Source organism: Pseudomonas sp. IT-P218, assembly GCF_949767605.1.
Taxonomy (GTDB): Bacteria; Pseudomonadota; Gammaproteobacteria; order Pseudomonadales; family Pseudomonadaceae; genus Aquipseudomonas; species Aquipseudomonas putida_AE.
This window is the reverse complement of record NZ_CATKQQ010000022.1, coordinates 157,091-181,995: the sequence shown is the minus strand read 5'-3', so window position 1 is coordinate 181,995 and position 24,905 is coordinate 157,091. Positions and strand designations below refer to the sequence as shown.

20 protein-coding genes and 1 pseudogene are annotated in these 24,905 nt (G+C 61.0%); 6 read left to right on the top strand and 15 right to left on the bottom strand.

What is annotated here, in order from left to right:
* Positions 1-34 precede the first annotated feature (34 nt).
* On the bottom strand, positions 35-1,390 hold the full coding sequence (locus tag ACM6I6_RS15010; protein ID WP_323605815.1) for a lytic polysaccharide monooxygenase: 1,356 nt from the start codon (positions 1,388-1,390) through the stop codon (positions 35-37).
* Positions 1,391-1,743: 353 nt separating this feature from the next.
* On the opposite strand from ACM6I6_RS15010, the gene ACM6I6_RS15005 reads away from it, so the two are divergent.
* The 3 genes from ACM6I6_RS15005 to ACM6I6_RS14995 are packed head-to-tail and all read left to right on the top strand — an operon-like array spanning position 1,744 to position 7,219.
* Positions 1,744-2,988, top strand: a complete 1,245-nt coding sequence (locus tag ACM6I6_RS15005) for an exonuclease SbcCD subunit D C-terminal domain-containing protein (RefSeq protein WP_414920131.1) — start codon at positions 1,744-1,746, stop codon at positions 2,986-2,988.
* Positions 2,985-6,626 (top strand): AAA family ATPase, encoded by a 3,642-nt coding sequence (locus tag ACM6I6_RS15000; RefSeq protein WP_414920130.1) that lies wholly within the window; start codon positions 2,985-2,987, stop codon positions 6,624-6,626. Before ACM6I6_RS15005 ends, ACM6I6_RS15000 begins: the two co-directional genes overlap by 4 nt.
* Positions 6,623-7,219 carry a glutathione S-transferase gene (locus tag ACM6I6_RS14995; protein ID WP_414920129.1) on the top strand — a complete coding sequence of 199 codons (597 nt, stop codon included), beginning with the start codon at positions 6,623-6,625 and terminating at the stop codon, positions 7,217-7,219. The genes ACM6I6_RS15000 and ACM6I6_RS14995 overlap by 4 nt, the downstream gene beginning before the upstream one ends.
* Positions 7,220-7,228: 9 nt before the next feature.
* On the opposite strand, the gene ACM6I6_RS14990 is transcribed toward ACM6I6_RS14995, so the two are convergent.
* The 9 genes from ACM6I6_RS14990 to ACM6I6_RS14950 all read right to left on the bottom strand — a co-directional run bounded on the left by ACM6I6_RS14990 (position 7,229) and on the right by ACM6I6_RS14950 (position 14,150).
* Entirely contained in the window at positions 7,229-7,486 is a 258-nt protein-coding gene (locus ACM6I6_RS14990; RefSeq protein ID WP_274076985.1) for a hypothetical protein, read from the bottom strand.
* On the bottom strand, positions 7,483-7,695 hold the full coding sequence (locus ACM6I6_RS14985) for a hypothetical protein (RefSeq protein WP_274076986.1): 213 nt from the start codon (positions 7,693-7,695) through the stop codon (positions 7,483-7,485). Before ACM6I6_RS14985 ends, ACM6I6_RS14990 begins: the two co-directional genes overlap by 4 nt.
* Positions 7,696-7,810: 115 nt before the next feature.
* Positions 7,811-7,936 (bottom strand): hypothetical protein, encoded by a 126-nt coding sequence (locus tag ACM6I6_RS14980; protein WP_274076987.1) that lies wholly within the window; start codon positions 7,934-7,936, stop codon positions 7,811-7,813.
* A 200-nt stretch (positions 7,937-8,136) separates the two neighbouring features.
* Complete coding sequence (locus ACM6I6_RS14975) at positions 8,137-8,316, bottom strand: hypothetical protein (protein WP_018926171.1); 180 nt, start codon at positions 8,314-8,316, stop codon at positions 8,137-8,139.
* 156 nt (positions 8,317-8,472) lie between these two features.
* Entirely contained in the window at positions 8,473-9,642 is a 1,170-nt protein-coding gene (locus tag ACM6I6_RS14970) for a lactonase family protein (protein WP_414920128.1), read from the bottom strand.
* Positions 9,635-9,931, bottom strand: coding sequence for a DUF5629 family protein (locus ACM6I6_RS14965; RefSeq protein WP_323605828.1), 297 nt, complete (start codon positions 9,929-9,931; stop codon positions 9,635-9,637). Before ACM6I6_RS14965 ends, ACM6I6_RS14970 begins: the two co-directional genes overlap by 8 nt.
* A gap of 165 nt (positions 9,932-10,096) precedes the next feature.
* Positions 10,097-11,671, bottom strand: a complete 1,575-nt coding sequence (locus ACM6I6_RS14960) for an aldehyde dehydrogenase (NADP(+)) (RefSeq protein ID WP_414920127.1) — start codon at positions 11,669-11,671, stop codon at positions 10,097-10,099.
* Positions 11,672-11,681: 10 nt separating this feature from the next.
* A complete protein-coding gene (gene araD1, locus ACM6I6_RS14955; RefSeq protein ID WP_274076991.1) occupies positions 11,682-12,674 on the bottom strand; it encodes an AraD1 family protein in 993 nt (330 codons plus the stop codon).
* Positions 12,675-12,827: 153 nt separating this feature from the next.
* A complete protein-coding gene (locus tag ACM6I6_RS14950) occupies positions 12,828-14,150 on the bottom strand; it encodes an MFS transporter (protein ID WP_274076992.1) in 1,323 nt (440 codons plus the stop codon).
* 193 nt (positions 14,151-14,343) lie between these two features.
* On the opposite strand from ACM6I6_RS14950, the gene ACM6I6_RS14945 reads away from it, so the two are divergent.
* Complete coding sequence (locus tag ACM6I6_RS14945; protein ID WP_166620189.1) at positions 14,344-16,080, top strand: IlvD/Edd family dehydratase; 1,737 nt, start codon at positions 14,344-14,346, stop codon at positions 16,078-16,080.
* Positions 16,081-16,282: 202 nt separating this feature from the next.
* Positions 16,283-17,002, top strand: a complete 720-nt coding sequence (locus tag ACM6I6_RS14940; protein WP_323605836.1) for a FadR/GntR family transcriptional regulator — start codon at positions 16,283-16,285, stop codon at positions 17,000-17,002.
* A 114-nt stretch (positions 17,003-17,116) separates the two neighbouring features.
* Here ACM6I6_RS14940 and ACM6I6_RS14935 read toward each other — a convergent pair whose 3' ends face one another.
* The gene (locus tag ACM6I6_RS14935; protein WP_323605838.1) at positions 17,117-19,501 is read right to left on the bottom strand and encodes an RND family transporter; all 2,385 of its coding nucleotides are present in this window, start codon (positions 19,499-19,501) and stop codon (positions 17,117-17,119) included.
* Between the two features lie 28 nt (positions 19,502-19,529).
* The gene (locus tag ACM6I6_RS14930; protein WP_414920126.1) at positions 19,530-20,582 is read right to left on the bottom strand and encodes a WD40/YVTN/BNR-like repeat-containing protein; all 1,053 of its coding nucleotides are present in this window, start codon (positions 20,580-20,582) and stop codon (positions 19,530-19,532) included.
* A gap of 289 nt (positions 20,583-20,871) precedes the next feature.
* Here ACM6I6_RS14930 and ACM6I6_RS14925 point away from each other — a divergent pair.
* A pseudogene (locus ACM6I6_RS14925) lies at positions 20,872-20,991 on the top strand (outer membrane lipoprotein carrier protein LolA); the annotation flags it as partial.
* Between the two features lie 142 nt (positions 20,992-21,133).
* On the opposite strand, the gene pepN reads toward ACM6I6_RS14925, so the two are convergent.
* From pepN to ACM6I6_RS14910, 3 genes are read right to left on the bottom strand one after another with little or no spacing between them, the layout of a single operon-like run.
* Positions 21,134-23,791, bottom strand: coding sequence for an aminopeptidase N (gene pepN, locus ACM6I6_RS14920; RefSeq protein WP_414920125.1), 2,658 nt, complete (start codon positions 23,789-23,791; stop codon positions 21,134-21,136).
* 10 nt (positions 23,792-23,801) lie between these two features.
* Positions 23,802-24,632: a DUF2797 domain-containing protein gene (locus ACM6I6_RS14915; RefSeq protein ID WP_414920124.1), complete on the bottom strand. Its 831-nt coding sequence runs from the start codon at positions 24,630-24,632 to the stop codon at positions 23,802-23,804.
* Entirely contained in the window at positions 24,629-24,889 is a 261-nt protein-coding gene (locus ACM6I6_RS14910; RefSeq protein WP_274076998.1) for a YeaC family protein, read from the bottom strand. Before ACM6I6_RS14910 ends, ACM6I6_RS14915 begins: the two co-directional genes overlap by 4 nt.
* Between the last annotated feature and the right edge of the window lie 16 nt (positions 24,890-24,905).

The following is a 24,905-nucleotide window of genomic DNA, read 5'->3' as shown; positions in this document are numbered from 1 at the left end:
GCCTTTCAGCAAAGCACAATGAGTCCGTCAAAGGTCAGGCCAGTTTGACCCAAAGCACATTGTCGCCCACCCCAGGGGCCCAGTCTTCTACGTACGAGGTGTGTGCCTGAAGGCAGGACCAGTTCTTTGCAGCGTGTCTCACTCGCTGGTCTTTTGCATACTGAGTGTTCAGTTTCCATGCCGGATACTCGCCCCCGCCACTCTCAGTGCTGACGCTCAGAACGTTACTGGACGACGAAAGCTTGTTGTTCAGGTCGCGCGCTTTCACCGCGTAACGGTATGGGGTGTCTGGTGTGAGGCCAGAGTCGACAAAAGAGGTCTGAGTGACGCTCACGGTTTTGATATGAATGTCGTCCCGATAGATCAGGTAGTCGACTATTGGGTCCGTGCCGGTGGATGCCCCCCACATCAGGCTGACACTTTGTGTGGTCTGGCCCATGCTGTGCAGGTTCGTCGGAGCGGTAGGCCCCGCTCCACCTTCTGGCAAGGTATGCACCTGAATCGGCCGGCTGGGCGCAGAGATATGGCTGCGATCGTCGACCGCGCTGATGGCATATGTGTACTGGGTTTCAGGCGCCACGCTGTTATCGGCAAAAGCAAGATTCGGAGCGTCTACATCAACCAAAAATCTTCCGTTACGCGAAATGCGGTAGGAGGCGATCGGAAAGGGACCGGTTCCTGCATTCCAATTCAACAGTACCTGCTTGTCAGTGACCTTGACAGCAGCCAGTCCAGTCGGTGGATCCGGCCGTTCACCGCCGCCTTCCGGTGGCACGAAATTCAGATCAATCACTTGGTAAAAAGCCATGGAAGTGTTGGCCACTTCCCAGACGGCCAGCAATGCGTGGTACCCGTCCCGTTCCGGTAGTGGGACACCATGGGTGGTGGGTGAAGCGGGCAACATTTGCTCGCCATGGGACCAATGCGGTTGCAGGTTGATTTGCACTGTGTAAAACGGCTCCGCTTCAAACTGGTCGCGCGACAGGACCTTGTCAGGATCCCAACCTTCCCTGGTCATGAAATAGTTCCAGCGCCGGGTCGCGTGCTTCGCGCTGAAACGCCAGGAAATGTCCAGCGTTTCGCCACTTCGCACATCATGTTTTTTCCAATGACTCCCTGGTTCATCCAGTTGTGCACCGGTCAGTTGATTGGCACTGGCAATTTTTCCATCCGGAGGCGGCGGGACGTTGGCGTCGTCATCTTTGGCAAAAGTATCCCTGAGCCCGCCGGCAGTCAGAGGAAAAAACTTGCCGGACTCGCGTTGGTTCAGAGCCCCTAAGTCGAGTCTCCCCGCGAGCCACTCAAAATGTGCCCGTGAAGAGGGAGAAAAAACGTGGCCATGACGCGCATTGTTGCTTCTACTGATAGAGTTCGGACGACCCTGTGACATAGTATTTCTCCATTAACAATCGTAGTAACTTCGATAACCCTGGAATCACATGTAACGCCCTAACCACATCAGCCACTGTCCGACCTGCCTCGCCTCCCTTCTATTGGAAAGCACACCCTGTCGCTTGCACTGTAAGGCTCCATGCTCGAATCCATTGAATACCCGGCTCGCCCTGGCGCCTACTGACAGATCTGACAGTGGGGACAGACGGTCGCAGGTTTTCAACACCGAATGCAGACGTCTTGACCTTCAAAGGTGTTCTGCAACAACAGTCTTTTGCCAGTAAACTCTCTCCCCTTTCGCCGCCATCATTTGTCTTCGCGGCCATCACCTTTTTTGTAGCGGAGTTGCCCTTGCGTCTGTTCCACACCTCCGACTGGCACCTCGGGCAGAACCTGCACGGCCAGGATCGCGATTTTGAGCACGGCTGTTTTCTCGACTGGCTGCTGCGCCAGCTCAAGCTGGATCAGCCGGATGTGCTGCTGATTGCCGGCGACATCTTCGACACGGTCAACCCGCCGGTCAAAGCCCAGGAACGCCTTTACGACTTCATCGTCAGCGCCCATGAGCAGCAACCCTTGCTGACCATCGTGATGATCGCCGGCAACCACGATTCCGGCTCACGCATCGAACTGCCCGCGCCCTTGATGCGCCGCTTGCGCACCCATGCCCTGGGCCGCGTGCTGTGGCTGGATGACGGGCAACTGGACGCCGAACGCCTGTTGCTGCCACTGCCAAATGCCCAAGGCGACATTGCCGCCTGGTGCCTGGCGCTACCGTTCCTGCGCCCGGCCGAAGTCACCGGCGCCCATCTGGGCGACAACTATTTGCGCGGCATCGGCCAGGTTCACGAATGGCTGATTGAAGCGGCCAATGCCAAACGACAGCCCGGCCAGGCACTGATCGCCATCAGCCATGCGCACATGGCCGGTGGTTCGGTGTCGGAAGACTCCGAACGCAGCCTGATCATCGGCAACGCCGAAGCGCTGCCCGCCAGCCTGTTCGGACCGACCATCAGCTACGTCGCCCTGGGGCATTTGCACAAGCCACAGAAGGTCAACGGCGAGGAGCGCATTCGCTACAGCGGCTCGCCCATTCCGTTGTCGTTCTCGGAGATCGGCTACCAGCATCAGGTTCTCGTCATCACACTCGACGGCGAAACCCTGGTCAGCGTCGAACCGAAACTGATCCCTCGCTCAGTGAACCTGCAACGTATCGGCCCTGCGCCCCTGGCCGACATCCTTGTGCAACTGGCCGACCTGCCGATCATCGACCTGCTGGCCGACTACCAGCGCCAGCCCTGGCTGGAAGTGCGGGTACGCCTCGACGAGCCGCAACCGGACTTGCGCCATCAAGTGGAAAGCGCCCTGGAAGGCAAGGCCGTGCGCCTGGTGCGCATCGCCGCCGAATACGCCGGCAACGGCAGCCGTGAAGGTGCCGATGAAGGTGCCGGGTTGATCGAACTGGACCAGCTCACGCCCCATGAACTGTTCAGCCGTGCCTGGCAGGACAACTACGGCAGCGAGGTCGATGAGCAAACCCTAAAGGACTTTGCCGAGCTGCTGCAAGACGTGCAGATGGAGGACGAACAGCCATGAAGATCCTCGCCATCCGCCTGAAAAACCTCGCCTCCCTGGCCGGGCCGTTTGAAATCGACTTCACCGCCGAACCCCTGGCCAGTGCCGGACTGTTCGCCATCACCGGCCCCACCGGCGCCGGCAAGAGCACCCTGCTCGACGCGTTGTGCCTGGCCCTGTTCGGTGCCGTGCCGCGCCTGAACAACACCGGGCGCGACGCCAAGGTACCGGACGCCGATGGCGAAATCGGCACCGGCGACCCGCGCACCCTGTTGCGCCGCGGCACTGGCGAAGGTTATGCCGAAGTGGATTTTGTCGGCGTCGACGGCCGCCGTTATCGCGCACGCTGGGAAGCCAATCGCGCCCGGGAAAAGGCCGGTGGCAAACTGCAAGCCAGCCGCCAGAGCCTGCGCGACCTCGATCAGGATCAACTGCTGGCCAGCCAGAAAGGTGAATACAAGACCCAGCTCGAAGCCGCACTGGGCCTGAATTTCGAACAGTTCACCCGGGCCGTGCTGCTGGCGCAGAGCGAGTTCAGCGCCTTCCTCAAGGCCGATGACAACGACCGCAGCGAACTCCTGGAAAAACTCACCGACACGGCGCTATACACCCGGCTGGGCCGGCGGGCCTTCGACAAGACCAAAGAAGCCCGCGAAGCCCACAAATTGCTGCAGGACCAGGCCAGCGGCGTCACGCCCCTGGCGCCTGAGGCCCGCGCCGAGCTCGACGAGCGCTTCCACGCCGCGCAGCAGCAGCTTAGACATCAGCAGGCGCAGCTCAAGCAGCTTGAACTGCAGCACACCTGGCTCAGCGAACTGCGCCGTTTGCATGACGCGCAACTGGCTGCTGCCGAACAACTGCACAGCGCCCGCCAAACCTGGGACAGCCTGGCCGGCGAGCGCGTGCAGCTGACGCGCCTGGAGCAGCTCGCCCCGCAACGGCACCAGTTCGCCCGCAAGTCCGAGGTCGATGCGTTACTCACGCCCTTGGCCGAGCAAATCGCCCAGCATACCCGCCAGCACGGCGAACTCAGCGAGCGTCAGGCGCTACTGGAACAGGCCCTTGGCACGACCCGGATCGCATTGGGTGAAGCGCAACAACGGCAAACCGAATGTGCGCCGCTGTTGCGTCAGGCCTTCGAGGAACAAAGCACCCTCGCCCGCCTGGCGAAGGACACGGCCCTGGCCGCCGAAGCCAGACAGAGCGCCGAGCAAGCCTGCACCCAGGGCCAAAGCGCGATTCAAACCTTGCACGAGCAACAGGCCCGGGCTGGCGAACACTTGCAGCGCATGGCGGCCGAGCTGGAACAGAGCGTACATCTGGCGCCCTTGAGCGAGGCATGGAACGCTTACCGCGATCGCCTGCAACAGCTGATGCTGATCGGCAATCGCCTGAACAAGGGCCAGGCCGAACTGGCCAACCTCGAACAGAACGCCGTGCGCACCACGCAGGCGTTCACTGCGCAGAAACAGCAACTGGAGGTGCTGTTCAAGGAGGCCGGCGCCGAACCAGACGCCGTCGCCGAGCAGATCGGCATCCTCGGCAGCCTGTTGCAGGACAACCGCAAGCAATTGCGGGCCATCGAAGACCTGACGCGGCTGTGGGACAGCCAGCAGGACCTGGACAAGCGCGGCGCCGAGTTGCAGCAACGCCAGGTCGCTGCGCAACAGGAACGTGAGCGCCTGACCCAGGACGGGGTAAAGGCCAAGGCTGAACTCGCCGTCGCCGAGCAGACCCTGACCGTCACCCGCGAGCTGCTGGAGCGCCAGCGCCTGGCCCGCAGCGCCAGTGTCGAGGAACTGCGCGCGCAGTTGCAGGATGACCAGCCCTGCCCTGTCTGCGGCAGCAACGAGCATCCCTATCATCAACCCGAAGCCCTGTTGCAAAGCCTGGGTCGCCATGATGAAAGCGAGCAGGCAACGGCCCAAAAAGCGGTCGACCAGCTCAAGGAAAAGCTGACCGAACTGCGGGCGGAAGTGGGCGGACTGATCGCCCAGCAAAAAGAACTGCTGCAACAGCAGGAACATTTGGCGACCCAGCAACAAGCCCTGGCGCCAAGCCTGGAAGCGCATCCGCTGGCCACCGCCCTGCACAATCAGGACTACGCCAAGCGCGGCGCCTGGCTCAGCCAGCAAAACACCCAGTTGAACCAGAGCATCAGCCAGGACGAACAACGGCAAACCGCCCTGCTCACCCTGCAACAGGACGCCGCGCGCCTGACCCAGCAATTGCGCCACGCCGAAACCGCGCACCAGCAAGCGGCCCAGCATCTGGACAATCAACAGCGTGAGCTGAGCAATGACCGCCAGCGCCTGGACGAAGAACTCGGCGCGTTTGCCAGCCTGTTGCCAGCCGACACCCTGGAAGCGCTGCGTCTCGAGCCCGCCGCGACCTTCATGCAGCTCGATCGGCAGATCGCCGAGCGCCTGGCGCAACTCGATCAGCAAAAGGAAGAACTTGCCGAGCAGCAACAGCGTCAGCAACACCTGGAGAAGGAACAGGATCGGCAGCAAACCCGTGTGCAACAATTGCAAACCGCCGAGCAGCAGTTCAATGCACTGGCCGCGCAACAACAGGCGAGCCAGCAGGCGCTCGGACAATTGCTCGCCTCCCACGCCAGTGCCGAACAGTGGCAGCAGCAGCTGGAGCAGGACGTGGAACAGGCGCGCAACGCCGAAACCACGACGGCCACGGAACTGCAGAACGTACTCACGCAGCTCGTGCGAATCGCCGCCGAACTCAAGGCGCAGCAAGAGCGTTTGCACACCCTGGAAAGCGAACAGCGCGAGCTCGGCGACAAAATCGCCGACTGGCGCGCCCGCCACCCGGAACTGGATGACGCTGGCCTTGACGACCTGCTGCGGGTCGACGACGCCCATGTCAGCGAACTGCGCCAACGCTTGCAGCACAGCGAAAAAGCCATCGAACAGGCCAATGTCCTGCTACAGGAGCGTGACAAGCGCTTGCTCGATCATCAGGCGCAGCACAACGGCAACCTCGATGACGAACAGCTCGCCAACGCGCTTACCGAGTTACAAAACCAGTTCGGCGTCAGCGAGCAGCTCTGCGCCGAATTGCGTGCCGAACAGGCCGAGGATCAGCGCCGGCAGAACGCCAATCAGGCCCTCGCGCAACAGATCGCCGACGCGTACAGCGAATACCAGCGCTGGGCACGCCTGAACGCGTTGATCGGTTCGGCCACCGGCGACACCTTCCGCAAGATCGCCCAAGCCTACAACCTCGACCTGCTGGTGCACCACGCCAACGTGCAATTGCGCCAACTGGTACGGCGCTATCGCCTGAAACGCGGCGGCAGCATGCTCGGTTTGCTGGTGATGGACACCGAGATGGGCGACGAGCTGCGTTCGGTGCATTCGTTGTCCGGTGGCGAGACCTTCCTGGTGTCGCTGGCCCTGGCGCTGGGCCTGGCATCGATGGCCTCGAGCACGCTGAAAATCGAATCGCTGTTCATCGACGAAGGCTTCGGCAGCCTCGACCCGGAGTCCCTGCAACTGGCGATGGACGCCCTCGACGGCCTGCAGGCCCAGGGGCGCAAGGTCGCGGTGATCTCCCATGTGCAGGAAATGCATGAGCGGATTCCGGTGCAGATCCAGGTCCGCCGCCAGGGCAACGGCCTGAGCACCCTGGAGGTGAAATGATCACGCTCTACTCATTCCGCCGCTGCCCCTACGCCATGCGCGCACGCATGGCGCTGCGCTACTGCGAAGTGCCCGTGGACATCGTCGAAGTCAGCCTCAAGGCCAAACCCTCCGAGATGCTCGCACTGTCGAGCAAAGGCACGGTGCCGGTGCTGGACGTGGACGGCCAGGTCATCGATGAAAGCCTGGACATCATGCGCTGGGCCGTCGCCCGCCATGACCCGCAGGACTGGTTGCTCAAGGATGATCCGCAAGGACAGTTGGCCATCGAGGCGTTGATCGAGGAGAACGATCAGCACTTCAAAGTGCACCTCAATCGCTACAAGTACGCCGAGCGCTATCCTGAGCAACCGATGGCGCTCTATCGCGCCGAAGGCGAGGTGTTCCTGCGCAAACTGGATGAGTTACTGGAGGGACGCGACTACCTGCTCACGGATCACCCGAGCCTGGCCGACGTGGCGCTGATGCCGTTCATACGGCAATTCGCCCATGTCGACCGCGAGTGGTTCGCGCAAACGCCCTATCGACGTCTGCAGGCGTGGCTGCAGCGGTTTCTGGAGTCCGATTTGTTCACATCGATCATGAAGAAATAGCCCCCTCTGTTACGCCAACACTTCACACATGCCAATGGCCGAGCAATCCACCTGGAACGGTCCGAAAAAACTTTCCTCGGACTTGATCGGCGGATTGCCGGCCAGCATGCCCATGGCCTTTGCCGTTTCGATGTTGCGCGCAATGTTGTGATTGGCCTCAATGGCCCGGGCTACGCCGCCTATCGAACCTTGCCCTATCCCCAGCAAGGAAAATCCGTTGGTGATGAAGGCCAGGAAAGCGATGACCAAAAGTTTGCAACGGTTCATGCTCCGCCCACTCCCGCCAGTTCCGCCGGATCGACCATCGCCTGCTGTGCGCGATGTTCAAACTGGATGCCTGGGTGTGCGACATGAATCGGCGGTTCGACGCTTTGCTGTGACTGCGGCGAAAGACTGATGACCAGCACCATGACCAGGTAAAGACCGATAGCCACATAGGCGCCGTGTTTGGCAGAGGTGATGATCGAGCTGGCCATGATGAACTCCGTGGACATGTTTCAGAGTCCACAGAATCAATCAAAAAAGCACCGGTAACCAACGAGTCTGATGCATAGCAAATATCAACTTCGTTGATCATTAACCCAGACTATCTCAGTCTTCAATAAAACTCATCATGCGCTCGCGGGCAGCGTCAGGTTCGCCGGGAATGGGTACGGCAGCGGACAGGATGGGGGTCGAGTAGAGGGACAGCAGTACGACGGCGAGACGCAGGGTCATTTTGGCAATCCTTTTCTGATGAAGGAGGAGTCAAAAAATCAGCGTCAAATTTAGAGGCATGGCCACCTGATATCAAGCATTACAGGATGGCTTGTCGCAAACGCGTTATGCAGGAGCGACATCACTTCAACGCCTTTCGCAGCCTGGGCTTCGATCGGCAAGTGACTTCGCTCCTGCATAAAGGCGGCAGGGCTGGAATTTCAGTGCTGGTTTTTGTGGTCCAGCGCGGCGTAGAAGTTGGCGCTCTGTTGCAAGTATTTCTGGGTGTAGCTCTGGGTGTGGGATTTTTTGTCGCTGATTTCAACGTTGGCGCTGGCTGGCAGGGCAACGGTGGCGGAAATGGCGGAAGCGGCGATCACGGAGAAGAGATTGAAGTTCATGCGGGAGTTCCTCGAAGTCAGTTGGCTTGCCTGGCCGGTGGGGCCGTGAAGCAAACTTAACCCTCGAGGCTTAGCCGCTTGAAATGCTTTGTAGCACTTCCACATATCACGCTCATCGATAGAAGGATGCAGGCCCCATCAACCGGGGCCTGCGGCCTATTGACGCACCAGGAATTTCAGGTCACTGGGGGCATCCATCGGCAGGTTTTGCACGGTTTTGCCCAGCAAACCGGACTTGGCATCGCGCTCGACGACGACAATCTGGTTGCTTTTCTGGTTGGCGATCAGCAGGAACTTGCCACTCGGATCGAGGCTGAATTCCCGGGGATGGTCGCCTTCTACCGCGCGACGTTGCAGCTCCTTGAGGTGGCCGGTGGCTGGGTCGATGGCGAACACCAGTAACTGGTTGGCGGTGCCACGGTTGCTGACATAGAGGAACTTGCCGTCCTTCGAGGCATGCAATGCCGCGGCGGCCTTGTCCGAAACCGGCTGACCCGCAGCCAGGTCGACCATCTGGGTTTGCTCCAGCTTGCCGTCGCGGTAATCAAACACCGCCACTTGCGCGCTCATTTCCATGGTCAGCCAGGCATGCTTGCCATCGGCACTGAACAGCAAATGGCGCGGCCCGCTGCCCGCTGGCAACTGAACGAACGAGGGAGTCGCCGGGGTCAACGGCAAGTCGGGATTGGCCTTGGGGTCGAAGCGGTAGACAAACACCTTGTCCGCCCCCAGGTCGTTGGAAAACACATAGTTGCCATCGGGCGACGAGACCGTCGAATGCACATGCGCCGACGTCTGCCGCTCGGGATTGACCCGACTGGCCGGATGGCTGCTCATCTGCACCACAGGCTTGAGCGTGCCATCGGCCGCCAGCGGCAACACCGCCAGGGTGCCACCCGGATCTTCAGATACCGAGTAGTTGCTGACGAACAAGTGGCTGGCATCAAGGCTGAGACCCGAATGCGTCGGTTCGTTGCCCAGGCTCTGTACCTGGTTGATCAGGCTTAACTCATGGGTCTTGGGGTCAATGGCATAACTGCTCACGCGCCCGACCGGATCGGCCTGGCCCGGGCCATTTTCATTGACCACGAACAGGCGCTGCTGGTCCTTGGACAGGGTCAGCCAGGACGGATTTTCGCTGTTGATCACCTGTAGCGGCTTGGCGTCGATCTGGCCGGTGGCACTGTCGAAGGCCAGGCGATAGATGCCCTGGCTTTGGCCGGCCGTGTAGGAACCCACGAGCAATTGATAGTCGTCGGCGGCCGCCACCTGCACGCCCATCGCGCCGATGCTACCGGCGATCAATAGCGGCCAGAGGTTACGCATCCTGTTGATCATCGTCGTCGTTGTCACCGCTGACGACGTCGCCGAGGCACACCAGCCGGTGTTCGCCGTTGTTGTCATTGATCAGCCAGCTTTGCAAGGTCGCATCGAACGTTGCCGCCTGAATCTGCGCGGGAGTGAATTCCCAGTGCAGGGCATTTCGACCGTCCATGCATTCGATGTGCAGGTTGTCGTCTTCATCGAGGGAGAACTCGAAGGCGTGGTAGCCGTCGATTTCCACCATCCCGCAGTGTTCGAGGGCGTTGAGCAAGGTGTCGGTTGCAGCAGTCATGGCAGTCAATCTTTGAATGGGAAAAACGCAATGATAGCTCAGCCACACCGCTGAACAACTGTAGGAGCGAGCTTGCTCGCGATGGTCGTTAACGATTACGCGTGTTTTCTGGCTATACGCGGTGCCCTTAAGTCCATCGCGAGCAAGCTCGCTCCCACAGGGGGGTCAGATCGCCTCGCGGGACGGTTGGCCATCCACCAGGCGCTGGATACCCAGTGGATTGCTGTTTTTCAGCGCCTCCGGCAGCAAACTGTCCGGGTAGTTCTGGAAACACACCGGGCGCAGGAAACGGTCGATGGCCAGGGTGCCCACCGACGTGCCGCGCGCATCCGACGTCGCCGGATACGGCCCGCCATGGACCATCGAATCACACACCTCCACCCCGGTGGGATAACCATTGAGCAGGATTCGCCCGACCTTCTGCTCCAGCAACCCGGTCAGCTCGCTGAACTGCTCGAAATCCGCCTGCTCGCCGATGATGGTCGCGGTCAGCTGACCATGCAGGCCGTGCAGCGCGGCGCTCAGTTGTGCCTGATCCGCCACTTCGACCACCACGGTGGTGGGGCCGAACACTTCCGCTTGCAGCACCTCGTCGCCATCGATCAGCAGGTTGACGTCGGCCTTGAACAGCTGCGGCTGCGCCTGCCGCCCCTGTTGCGCATCGCCCGCCAGGTGTTCGATCCGAGGATGATCGAGCAATGTTTGCAAGCCCTTGGCATAGCTGCCCAGGGTCCCGGCGTTGAGCATGGTCTGCGCCGGTTGGTCGGCCATCATGTCGGCCAATAGCTGGAGGAAGGCGGTGAACTGCGGCGAATGGATGCCGATCACCAGGCCAGGGTTGGTGCAGAACTGGCCGCAACCCTGGACCACCGAAGCCGACAGGCCACGGGCGATGGTTTCCGTGCGCGCCTGCAGCGCCTGGGGCAGCACGATCACCGGGTTGATGCTGGACATTTCGGCAAACACCGGGATCGGTTGCGGGCGTGCCGCGGCCATGTCGCACAAGGCTCGACCACCTTTGAGCGAACCGGTAAAGCCCACCGCCTGGATGGCCGGATGCTTGACCAGCGCTTCACCCACCCCGCCGCCGTAGATCATGTTGAACACGCCGGCCGGCATCGCGGTTTTCTGTGCCGCGCGAATGATCGCATCGGCCACCTGCTCGGCCGTGGCCATGTGGCCGCCATGGGCCTTGAACACCACCGGGCAACCGGCGGCCAGGGCCGACGCGGTGTCGCCACCGGCGGTGGAGAACGCCAAGGGAAAGTTGCTGGCCCCGAACACCGCCACCGGTCCGAGCCCGATACGGTACTGACGCAGGTCCGGACGCGGCAACGGTTGACGCTCAGGCAGGGCCTGGTCGATGCGCGCGCCGTAGAAGTCGCCACGCCGCAGCACAGCGGCGAACAGGCGCATCTGGCCGCTGGTGCGGCCACGCTCACCGATAATCCGTGCGGCAGGCAGCGCGGTTTCGCGGCACACCACGCTTACGAACTCATCCCCCAGCGCATCCAGTTCATCGGCGATAGCGTCGAGAAATTGTGCGCGCCGCTCGGCACTCAAGGTGCGATAAGCCGGGTACGCTGCAGCGGCAGCCTTGGCGGCGGCATCGACTTCTTCCGGGGTGGCCTGGATGAAAGCATGGGGCAACGCCTCGCCGGTTTCGGCGTCGACGCTGTGCAATGTCACGCTGCCCAACGAACTGCGCTGGCCGCCGATGTAGTTGTGACCAAGGATCATAGGTAACTCCTTAAAGTGAGCCGACGGTGCCGGGTTCGAAAGCCGCATCGACAGGCGCGATGCCATTGATCAACGGCGCGCCAAATTCTTCCTGGCTGATCTCGAACACATCGCCCGGTTGCGTGCGGATGCCATCGGCGAACGACAGGGTCGCGGTGCCGAAGAAGTGGATGTGCACATCGCCCGGACGCAGGAACTGGCTGTACTTGAAATGGTGGAACTCGAGGTTGGCCAGGCTGTGGCACATGTTGGCCTCACCGCTGAGGAACTCGTTCTGCCACAGCACCTGGCCATCGCGCAGGATACGGCTGGTACCGGCCAGGTGTTGCGGCAGCTCGCCCACCCGCAGCTCCGGTCCATAGCTGCAACTGCGCAGTTTCGAGTGGGCCAGGTACAGGTAGTTCTTGCGCTCCATGACGTGATCGGAAAACTCGTTGCCCACGGCAAAACCCAGGCGGTACGGCTTGCCGTCGTGACCGATGACGTAGAGGCCGCTGAGTTCAGGCTCTTCACCGGCGTCTTCGGCAAAGGGTGGCAGCGGGAACGGCTGGCCCGGGCGTACGACAATGCTGCCGTCGCCCTTGTAGAACCACTCCGGCTGCACGCCCGCCTGGCCTGCCGCGGGTTTGCCACCCTCCACGCCCCACTTGAAGATGCGCATGGTGTCGGTCATCGAAGCTTCATCACCGGCCTGCTGGTGCATCTTGTCCCGGGCCGACGCGCTGCCCAGGTGAGTCAGGCCGGTGCCACTGACCAGCATGTGCGCCGGGTCCGGGTGATCCAGCGGCGCCAGGATGCGCAGTTGCGCCAGCAGCTCGGCGTAGTCATGGCTGATGCCCAACCCGAGGCTCTGCACCTGCTGCTCAAGATTGCACCCCGCCTCGATCGCCGCCAGGGCCAGGTCGCGCACCGTGCGGGCGTCTTGCACTTCACGGACCAGACCTTCCTCGACCACGCCTACGCGGCGTTCGCCGTTACTCAATTCGAACTGAACCAAACGCATGAATTTTCTCCATTTACTTGAAAACACCGCCCCCCTGTAGGAGCTGGCTTGCCAGCGAAAGCGGCGGCACATTCACCGTCAATGTGTCAGATAGATCGCCATCGCTGGCAAGCCCGCTCCCACAGGGGTGGTGGTGATTGCCAGATTTTTGTGTCAGGTACGGGTAGCCCCACGCGCACTGGCGGCAAACTCATCCACCGGCAACACATGCTTGCGCTCCAGCAGGCGATACACCACGCCGGTCAACACCAGGCCGAACAGCATCACGCAGGACAGGAAATACAGCCCCGACGCGAGGTTGCCGGTGTACTCCTTGAGCGCGCCGATCACGAACGGGCCGATGTAGCCGCCGAGGTTGCCCACCGAGTTGATCAGGGCAATGCCCGCCGCCGCACTCGCGCCAGCAAAGAAGCGACCGGGCAAGGTCCAGAAAATCGCCGTGCAGGAAAACAGCGAGAACGCCACCAGGCACAGCGCCGCCAGTTGCAACACCGGCACCGAGAGCCAGGCACTGAAGAACAGGCCGATGGCACCGAGCACGTACAGAGCGGCCAGGTGGCCATACCGATCATTCAATCGATCGGAGCTGCGCGGGATGATCAGCAAACCAACGATCCCGAAGATGTACGGCACCGATGACACGAACCCGGTCACCAGATCAGTGCCGCCGAACTGCTTGATCAAGGTCGGCAGCCACAGGCCCAGGCCATAGATGCTCAGGGTCACCGGCAGGTAGAACAGCGCCAGCAGCAACACGCGTTTGTCCTTCAGGGCGTGCAACGGGTTGCCATGACGGGTCTGGCCATACTGCTCCAGGTCCTTTTTCAGCTCGCCACTGAGCCAGTCCTTCTCCGCCTGGTCCATCCACTTCACCTGTTGCGGGCCATCCGGCAACCAGCGCAGCACCGGCCAGGTCAGCAGGATCGCCGGGGTGCCGATGACGATGAACAGCCACTGCCAGCCATGCAGGCCGAACACCCCTTCCATGCCCAGCAAACCACCGGATATAGGTCCGGTGATCATCATCGCAATGGGTTGGGACAGGATGAACAGGCCCAGGATCTTGCCGCGATGGCGTACCGGGAACCACTGGGTGATGTAGTACAGGACGCCTGGAAAGAACCCGGCTTCCGCCGCGCCGAGCAGAAAGCGCATCAGGTAGAAGCTGTTCGGCCCCTGGACGAATGCCATGCCGATGGTGATAGCGCCCCAGGTGACCATGATCCGCGCGAACCAGCGCCGCGCGCCAAAGCGGTCAAGCATCAGGTTGCTGGGAATTTCCAGAAGGAAATAGCCAATGAAGAACAGCCCTGCGCCCAGCCCGTACGCCGCATCGCCCAAGCCGATGTCGGCGCCCATGTGCAGCTTGGCGAAACCTACGGCGGAGCGATCCACATAGGCGATCAGGTACAGCAGGATCAGGAAGGGAATCAGTTTCAGCGTGATGCGACGTATCAGCCGCAGTTCCTGGCTCATGAGATCGGTCTCCGATTGTTGTTGTTATAGAACCTTGGGGGACGCCTCTCACGGCAAACCGTCAGGGCCATCCCTCCGCTGAAAACGACTATATAGTATTACTATTTACCCAACAACACTTCCAAACAGACGAATTTGAGCTTATGTTACGCTTCAGCTCGAACAATATAGTCATACAATAAGAGAATCGATCATGTCTGATAAGAAACCCACCCTGCGCTCCGCCCAATGGTTTGGCACCGCCGACAAGAACGGCTTCATGTACCGCAGCTGGATGAAGAATCAGGGCATCGCCGACCACCAGTTCCATGGCAAGCCGATCATCGGCATCTGCAACACCTGGTCGGAACTGACCCCGTGCAACGCGCATTTCCGCCAGATCGCGGAACACGTCAAGCGCGGAGTGATCGAGGCCGGGGGCTTCCCGGTGGAGTTCCCGGTGTTCTCCAACGGTGAATCCAACCTGCGCCCGACCGCCATGCTCACCCGTAACCTGGCGAGCATGGACGTCGAAGAAGCGATTCGCGGTAACCCCATCGACGGCGTGGTGCTGCTGACCGGTTGTGACAAGACCACCCCGGCCTTGCTGATGGGCGCGGCCAGTTGCGACGTGCCGGCGATCGTCGTCACCGGCGGGCCGATGCTCAACGGCAAGCACAAAGGCAAGGACATCGGTTCGGGTACCGTGGTCTGGCAGCTCAGCGAACAGGTCAAGGCCGGCACCATCACCATCGATGACTTCCTTGCGGCCGAGGGCGGCATGTCCCGCTCGGCCGGTACCTGCAACACCATGGGCACCGCCTCGACCATGGCCTGCATGGCCGAAGCATTGGGCACTTCCCTGCCCCACAACGCGGCGATTCCCGCTGTCGATGCGCGACGTTATGTGTTGGCGCACATGTCCGGCATGCGTGCCGTGGAAATGGTCCGGGAGGATTTGAAGCTGTCGAAGATCCTGACCAAGGAAGCTTTCGAAAACGCCATCCGGGTCAACGCCGCCATTGGCGGTTCGACCAACGCGGTAATTCACCTCAAGGCCATCGCCGGTCGCATCGGCGTGGAGCTGGACCTGGACGACTGGACCCGCATCGGTCGCGGCATGCCGACCATCGTCGACCTGCAACCGTCCGGACGTTTCCTGATGGAAGAGTTCTACTACGCCGGTGGCTTGCCAGCGGTACTACGCCGTCTCGGCGAAGCCAACCTGATCCCGAACCCGAACGCCTTGACCGTCAACGGCAAATCCATCGGCGAGAACACCAGGGACGCGCCGATCTATGGCGAGGACGAAGTGATCCGTACCCTCGACAACCCGATCCGCGCCGACGGCGGGATCTGTGTACTGCGCGGCAACCTGGCACCACTGGGCGCGGTGCTCAAGCCCTCCGCCGCCAGTGCCGAGCTGATGCAACACCGCGGGCGTGCGGTGGTGTTCGAGAACTTCGACATGTACAAGGCGCGCATTAACGACCCGGAACTGGACGTGGATGCCAATTCGATCCTGGTCATGAAGAACTGCGGGCCCAAGGGTTATCCGGGCATGGCCGAAGTCGGCAACATGGGCCTGCCGGCCAAGCTGCTGGCCCAGGGCGTGACCGACATGGTGCGCATTTCCGATGCACGCATGAGCGGTACCGCGTATGGCACGGTGGTTCTTCACGTGGCACCGGAAGCCGCAGCCGGTGGGCCTTTGGCGGCGGTGAAGGAAGGTGACTGGATCGAGCTGGACTGTGCCAGCGGCCGGTTGCACCTGGATATTCCGGATGCTGAACTGGCGGCGCGCATGGCTGACTTGCAACCACCGCAGCAATTGCTGGTGGGCGGTTACCGTCAGCTGTACATCGACCATGTGTTGCAGGCGGATCAGGGTTGCGACTTTGACTTCCTGGTCGGTTGCCGTGGGGCCGAAGTACCGCGTCATTCTCACTGACACCACCGCCCCCTGTAGGAGCTGGCTTGCCAGCGAAGGCGGCCTGACAGTCAACCCTAATGTTTGCTGTCAGGGCCTCTTCGCTGGCAAGCCAGCTCCTACAGTCGTTCTGCGCCAGTCAAAACCCGGTGCTAGCGACCGTCACTCCCCACGCCTGCTATCATGCCCGCCATCTCCATCGCCCAGGACCGCGCCGTTCCCCATGGATTACCGCAAACCCTCCGACCGCAAAAGCATGCACTCGCGCATCGTCCAGGAACTGGGCATGCAGATCGTCTCCGGACGTTTCCTGCCGGACGACAAACTGCCTGCCGAGGCCCTGCTCTGTGAGGAATATGCCGTCAGCCGGCCAGTGTTGCGCGAAGCCACCCGGGTCCTGGTCGCCAAAGGCCTGGTGTACTCCCGTCCGCGGGTCGGCACCGTGGTCAAGCCGCGCAAGGAATGGCACATGCTCGACCCGGACGTCCTGCATTGGCTGATGCAAAGCAGCCCGCAGAACCAGTTCTTCGACCTGCTGACCAGTGTGCGCAGCATCATCGAACCGGCCGCCGCCGCCCTCGCCGCGCAGTTCGCCACCGACGCGGATATCGCCTCCATCGGTGAAGCCTACCAACGCATGGAAGCCGCGCCGACACCGGAAGCCCTGCTGCAACCGGACCTGGATTTCCACAGCCGAATTGCAGACGCCACCCACAACGACTTGCTGGCCAACCTGTGCAACATGCTGTCGGTGGCGATTGCCGAAGCACTGAAGCACTCCAACCAGCGGCCGAACCTGCATGAACTGGCGCTGCCACGGCACAAGGCGATACTCACGGCGATCGAGAACCGCGATGCGTTGGGCGCGCGGCATGCGACGCTGGTGCAGCTCGATGATGCGCGCAGTGCGTTGAATGTGGTGCTAGGCAGCGATCCCTCATAAAACGCGATCCCCTGTAGGAGCTGGCAAGCCAGCTCCTACAGGGGTCTGGTGTGAATTTTAGATGTAAAAAAGCCGCAACCCTGAGGCTACGGCTTTTGTGTTTCTGGCCCTGGATCAGTGAGCAAACAGCGAATTGCCTTTCTGCCCCGCCAGCTTCTCCGGCTTGATCAGGAACCGCGCCAGTGCCGGCAGCAGCCACAATGCACCGAACATGTTCCACAGCAGCATGAAGGTCAGCATCAGGCCCATGTCAGCCTGGAACTTGATGGCCGAGAAGATCCAGGTGCACACGCCGATCGCCAGGCACAAACCGGTGAACAGCACGGCCTTGCCGGTGGATTTCAGCGTCTGGTAGTACGCCTCCTGCAACGGCAGGCCCGCACGCAGGAAGCTTTCCAGGCGGCTGTAGATGTAGATGCCGTAGTCCACGCCAATCCCCACACCCAGCGCTACCACCGGCAGGGTCGCGACTTTCACGCCGATGCCCATGAAGGCCATCAGGGCGTTGCCCAGCACCGAAGTCAGCACCAGTGGCAACACGATGCACAGGGTCGCCGCCCAGGAACGGAAGGTGATCATGCACATGACCGCGACGCAGATATACACCAGGATCAGGATGGTCAGCTCGGACTTCTTGATCACTTCGTTGGTGGCTGCCTCGATCCCCGCGTTACCGGCCGCCAGGATGAACTCCAGGTTTTCGGTGTTGTGCTCCTTGGCGAACTCCTGCACCGCATGCACCGCGCGATCCAGGGTTTCGGCCTTGTGATCGTTGAGGAACACCAGCACCGGCGCCAATGAACAGCTGTTGTTGTACAGGCCATCGGCACGGGCGATGGAGTTGTTCAACACGTCCGGGTTACGCGACAGGGTTTCCCATTTCAGGTTGCCCTCGTTCATGCCCTTGATCATCTGCTTGGACACGGTCACCAGGGAAATCGCCGACTGCACGCCCTCGGTGTTCTGCATCTTCCACATCAGCTCGTCGATCGGCGCCATGGCTTCGTAGCGCGAGCAGCCTTCGGACTTGGTCTTGACCATCACCACCAACACGTCGGAACTGGTGGAGTAGTTGCTGATGATGAAGTTGTTGTCCTTGTTGTAGCGCGAGTCCGGGCGCAGCTCCGGCGCACCCTGGTCGAGGTCACCGATTTTCAGGTTCTGGCTGTACCACAGGCCGCCACCGAAGGCGACCAGCGCCAGGAGAATGGACACCGGTGCAACTTTGGCGCTGGCAAAGTTCGACAGCAGGCGCCAGAACGGATGCTCACGCACCGCGTCTTTCTTGCTGCGTTCGACCGCGCGCTTACTGATGCCGACGTAGGAAATCGCCACCGGCAACAGGATCAGGTTGGTGAACACGATCACTGCCACACCGATGGAAGCGCCGATGGCCAGCTCGCGAATCACACCGATGTCGATGATCAGCAGCGTGATGAAGCCCACGGCATCGGCGAGGATCGCGATCATCCCCGGCAGGAACAGTTGGCGGAACGTACGTCGCGCGGCAGTCAGGGCGTTTTCCGCCTCGCTCGATTGCAGGGCGATACCGTTGATCTTCTGCACACCATGGGAAATACCGATGGCGAAGATCAGGAACGGCACCAGCATCGAGTACGGGTCGAGCCCGAAGCCGAAGAAGTGCATCAACCCCAGCTGCCAGATCACCGCCACCAGCGTCGTGCTCAACACGGCGACGGTACTGCGCAGGCAGTTGGTGAACCACAGCAGGAGGATCAGGGTGATGACGAAGGCGATGCCGAAGAACATCACCACCATCACCAGGCCGTCGATCAGGTCGCCGACTTTCTTGGCGAAACCGACGATGTGGATCTTCACGTTCGGGTTCTGGGCTTCGAACTTGTCGCGGATCTTGTCTTCAAGCTCATGGGAAAACTGGCGGTAGTCCAGCGCCAGCAGCTTGCCCTGGTCCTGCGGGTCCGGGTAGGACTCCAGCAGCGGGATGTCGACGATGCTCGATTTGAAGTCGTTGGCCACCAACCGCCCGACCTGCCCGGACTTGAGCACGTTGTTGCGCAACAGGTCGAGGCTTTGCTGGGAGCCGTTGTAGCTCTGCGGGATCACTTCACCGCCAGCGAAACCCTCCTCCGTCACTTCCGTCCAGCGAATGCTCGGACTCCACAGAGACTTGAGGCCGGAGCGATCGACGCCGGAGATGTAGAACACCTCGTCGTTGATCTGGCGCAGAGTCTCCATGTACTCCTTGGAGAAGATGTCGCCGTCAGTGGCTTCCACGGAAATGCGTACGGTGTTGCCCAGGTTTGCCAGATCGTTGCGGTGCTCCATCATCTTTTGAATGAATGGATGCTCGAGCGGGATCATTTTTTCAAAGCTGGTGGACGGCCGGATCAGCGTCGCCTGCCAGAACAGGAAAATACTCACCAGCAGGCAGATCGTGATGACTGCCGGGCGGTTGTTGAAGATCAGGCGCTCAAGAAACGTCGCCTTGTCCTGATGAGGTGTGCTTAAGGAAGTCATAGCTGCGCCTTCTTATTATTAACCCGGCTCATTTGCCCAGCTCTGCGCCGTTTGGCGAAGTGGCGCGAACGCCGCCCTGTCCAGCCAGAATCAGATTGCCATTGCCTGCGGCGACCACCGACGACAGCGAGATACGATCGCGACGGTTGAACACGCTGAAGGTTTCACCGTTGTCGCTGCTGCTGATCACCGATCCGCCGTTGCCAACGATCACGATCGAACCATCGTCAAGCAAGGTCGCGCCGGACAGACCGAACTCCAGGTCACCGCGCTCAGCCTTGAGCTCGACTTTTTCCCAGTTGCTGCCGAAATCGGTGGAGCGGTACAGATTGCCGCGCAGGCCATAGGCCAACAGCGTGTTGGGTTGCGCGGTGCCAATCACACCGAACAGCGAACCTTCATACGGGCCTTCGAGCTTTTCCCAGGTCTGGCCTAAATCGGCCGAGCGGAACATGCTGCCCTGCTCGCCGACGATGAACAGCCCGGCATCCTTGACTGCGGTGATGGCGTTGAGGTGGAACTGGTCTTCGTTGTCCAGGCGATCGCTGACGTCTTCCCAGTTTTTCCCGCCGTCGGTGGTGGCCATCAGCGCCCCGTAGGCGCCCACGGCAAAGCCGTTGCTGGCGTCCTGGAACCAGACGTCGAGCAGCGGCGATTCGCGTTTCAGATCTTCGAATTGCTTGGTCCAGGTACTACCGCCGTCCTCGCTGGCGAGGATCTGCGCGTCATGACCGACGGCCCAGCCGTGCTTGTCATCGACAAAGAACACCGAGGTCAGCAGCTGCCGGGTTGGCACCTTGGCCTGGGTCCAGGTCGCGCCCTGGTCATCGGAATAGAGAATGTGCCCGCGATCCCCGACCGCCACCAGGCGCTTGCCGGCGTGCACGACATCGAGCACCAGGCTTTTGCTGGCCTTGGCCGATTCAACGGAATAAACAACGTCGGATGCCGGCGCATCAGCGGCCAGCACCGGTGCCGACCACACGGCACAGCCCAACAGCGAGAGCGCTGTAGCCAGCAACGCGAACTTGCGCAATGCCGGCGGGCGGCAGATACCCACACCCATGACAGGCTCACTCATAGACCTTCCCCCATTATTATTGTTAGGTCGTTCAACCTTTCAGGGCGCCGTAAGGGGTGTTCGCGGGATGACCTGTTTCAAAGCATAGTCTTGAAACCCGCAATCCAGAGCCCCTTCGGAAGCTGGCTTATCCTATCGGTGTTCTTGAAGGGCTGACAATCGACGGCACGTTATGTTTTGTTAACCGGAGGGGGATGGGGGATTTCTGAATGATTGGGTATCAGGTGGGGTGATTGCGCTTTTTTTGGGGGGGTGGTGTACATATCCATTATTCAGGTAACGGACACTTATGGTTTCGCTCTTACCTGTAGGAGCGAGCTTGCTCGCGATGGAGGTCAACGATGACACGGGAAGCCTGACACCCCACGGCGCTCTCAGGTTTTTCGCGAGCAGGCTCGCTCCCTCAGTTTGATCGCAGTACATCTGTGGGAGATGGGTCGCCTATAAGGCAGCCATCGCTGGCAAGCCAGCTCCTACAGGTTGATCGGTGTGCATCTGCGGGAGATATGCCCCCGCAGGGTCCGAGGAACACTGCGGGAGCAAGACCAACCTCAAGCCAGGCTTTTGCTGACCACCTCAAACACATCACTGGACAGTTGCCCCGAAGCCCGAATCCGCTCCAGCTCACCTTTCATCAAGGCCTGACGCGCATCATCGTACTTGCGCCAGCGCGTCAAAGGCGCCAACTGCCGGGACGCAATCTGCGGATTGAAGCCGTTCAACTCAATGACCAGATCCGCCAGGAAGCGATACCCGGAACCATCCGCCGCATGGAAGTTGATCAGGTTCTGCCCGGCGAACGCGCCGATCAGTGCGCGCACCTTGTTCGGGTTCTTGATGTTGAACGCCGGGTGCTGCATCAATGCCTTGACCCGATCCAGGCCACCGGGCAGCACACTGCCGGCCTGGACGCTGAACCACTGGTCCATGACCAACGGGTTGTCCTTGAAGTGCTCGGCGAAGCTGGCCAGGGCCTTGGCCTTCTGTTCTTCGAATGGCGAGTTGACCAGTACGGCAAGCGCGGTCAGGCGTTCGGTCATGTTGTCGCAGGCCTCGAACTGTTCCAGCGTCGCCGCCAGCACTTCAGGCTTGCCGCTGAGCATCAGGTACGACAGCGCAATGTTCTGCAATGCGCGACGGGCGAAATGCTCGGCTTCGGCCACGTAGGGGGTCTGCTTGGACAGGTCGCGGTTGGCCTGGTAACGCAGCCACAGGCCTTCGAACAACGCATCGGCCAGTTGCTTGCGGGCAAACTCGCGGGCGGTATGAATCGCCTCGACATCGGCAACTTCACTGATTTCGGTCAGGTAGGCTTCGCTTGGCAGCGAGAGCATTTCGGCGACCATCGCCTGGTCCAGCGACTCATCCGACAGCACGGTACGCAAGGCCGAAACCAGACGCTGATCGAGCACCAGCGCCTCGCCCTTCTGCTGCTGGGCGATCAGTTCCTGCAGCACCTGCACCGACAGTTGCTGACCCGCATCCCAACGATTGAAGCCGTCGCTGTCGTGCTGCATCAGGAACATCAGTTGGTCACGGTTGTACGGGAAGCTCAGTTTCACCGGCGCCGAGAAACCACGCAGCAGCGACGGCAGCGGCTGTTCGGCGATGTCGACGAAGGTGAACGTCTGCTCGGCTTCGGTCACCGAGATCACTCGGGAAGTGCCTTGCGCCGCCGCTTCACCGGCAAGACGCAGGGCCATTTCACCGCCCTGGCTATCGAGCAGACCGAGTTCGACCGGAATCACGAACGGCAGTTTTTCCACCTTGTCCGGCGTTGCCGGGCAGCTCTGGCGGAAGGTCAGGCTGTAGGTTTTCGCCGCGGCGTCGTAGGACTCGCTCACCACCAGGCGCGGGGTACCAGCCTGGCTGTACCAGCGCTTGAACTGAGTCAAGTCGACGCCGTTGGCATCTTCCATGGCCTTGATGAAGTCATCGCAGGTCACGGCCTGGCCGTCATGGCGCTCGAAGTACAGGTCGCTGCCTTTGCGGAAGCCTTCGGCGCCCAGCAGGGTGTGGATCATGCCGACCACTTCCGAACCCTTTTCGTACACGGTCAGGGTGTAGAAGTTGGAGATTTCGATGAAGCTGTCCGGGCGCACCGCGTGGGCCATGGGACCGGCATCTTCGGCGAACTGGTGGGTGCGCAGGTAGGCGACATCCTGGATACGCTTGACCGTGGCCGAGTTCATGTCGGCGGAGAAGCCGGAATCGCGGAACACGGTAAAACCTTCCTTGAGCGACAACTGGAACCAGTCGCGGCAGGTCACGCGGTTGCCCGACCAGTTGTGGAAGTATTCGTGGGCTACGATCGCCTCGACCCGCTGGTGCGCGGCGTCGGTGGCGGTTTCGGCCTTGGCCAGCACGGCGCTGGAGTTGAAGATGTTGAGCCCCTTGTTCTCCATGGCGCCCATGTTGAAGTCGTTCACGGCGACGATCATGAAAATGTCCAGGTCGTACTCGCGACCGTAGACCTCTTCGTCCCAGCGCATAGACTTCTTCAGGCTGTTCATGGCGTGCTGGCACTTGTCGATGTTTTCCGGCTCGACATAAATGCGCAGCGCCACGGAGCGCTGGCTCATGGTGGTGAAGCTGTCTTCGACGCACCACAAATCACCGGCCACCAGCGCAAACAGGTAGGCCGGCTTCTTGAACGGGTCTTCCCAGGTCGCCCAGTGCCGGCCGTCTTCACCAGGCCCCGAGGCAATCGGGTTGCCGTTGGACAGCAGCACCGGATAGCTGTGCTGCTCGGCGACCACCGTGGTGGTGAACGTGCTCATCACGTCCGGGCGGTCGAGGTAATAGGTGATCTTGCGGAAGCCCTCGGCCTCGCACTGGGTGCAGAACATCGTGCCGGACTTGTACAGGCCTTCCAGCGCAGTATTGGTTTCCGGGTGGATGCGCACGCTGGTGTCGACCGTGAACGTGGTGCTGGTCGGCTGCAGGGTCAGGTGATTTTCGGTCAGCTGGTACTGGGCTGCAGAAAGCTCCTGGTCGGCCAAGGTGACCGACAGCAATTCCAGCTGCTGGCCATCCAGCACCAGCGGCGGCAACCCCGGGCCTCGCTCGGGGTTGCGGCGCATCACCAGTTGCGCATGGACCAGGCTATGGTCCTCGAACAACTCGAAGGTCAGGTGCGTTTCGTCGATCAGGTACTCGGGCGCCTGATAGTCCTTGAGGTAGATCATCTTCGGTTGTTCGGTGCGCATGCTGGAGTCCTTAACTATGCACGGCGAGCTGATAAGCCGTGTATTTACGAATGTTGATCACGCCGGTATCGAAGATCAGGTACTGACCCTTGATCCCCATCAGCGTGCCTTCGGCAATCGGGTTCTTGTCCAGGTTGAAGCTGACGATCTTCGCCGGATACTGCTCGACCGGAAAGCGGATTTCCAGCGGTTCGACGTCGGCAATCGTCTGGATCGCCTGCAGGCCGAATCGTTCCTGCAATCCTTGCAGACCCTCGGCGCAGCTGTCGAACAACTGGTCACGGATCTGCGGCAGGTCCACCGACACCGCATTGCCCTTGAGCAAGGCGCGCCAGTTGGTCTTGTCGGCGACCTGGCTGCGGAACAGGTCTTCGACGAAGCCTGATTGCTGGCGGGTCGCGACGCGCATGATCGGCAAGGCCTGACTGGCGCCCTGGTCGATCCAGCGGGTCGGCAACTGGGTGGCGCGGGTGATCCCGACCTTGACCCCGGAGGAATTCGACAGGTACACGATGTGATCGGTCATGCAGAACGTCTGGCCCCACTCCGGCTCCCGGCAGGTTCCGGCGTCGAAATGGCAGCGTTCCGGGCTCATGATGCACACGTCGCACTGGGCCAGCTTGGTCATGCACGGGTAGCAGTAACCCTGGCTGAAACTGGTCTTGGTCTTGCGTCCGCAATGGGTGCAGTGAATCGCCCCCAGGTATTCCAGGCGCACCGTGGTGCCGATCAACGGATTGACCGGAACCTCGACGTCGCCCAGGCGAAATGCGTATTGCACGTTCGGCCCGTCCAGGCGCGCCGACATTTTACTGATTGCACCGCGGCCAATCTCGATCAATGGATGGCATCCGACTTGAACAGGATATTGGGCACTTGAATCGACTTGGAGCTGCATTCCTGCGGGCCCATGTAGCCAGTACGCTCTTCTTCAGGCAGGTTCTTGACTTCCCAGGCGATCATCGCCTGCAACGACAGTTCGCGTTGTTCGGCGGTGAGCTTGCCACCGTCGGACCATTTACCGATTTCCACCGCCAGTTTCAGGCTCTGGTAGATGTCCGGGGTGATGTTCTTGATCATTTCGTTGAAAGAGGACATTGGGTCTCCGCGCTCT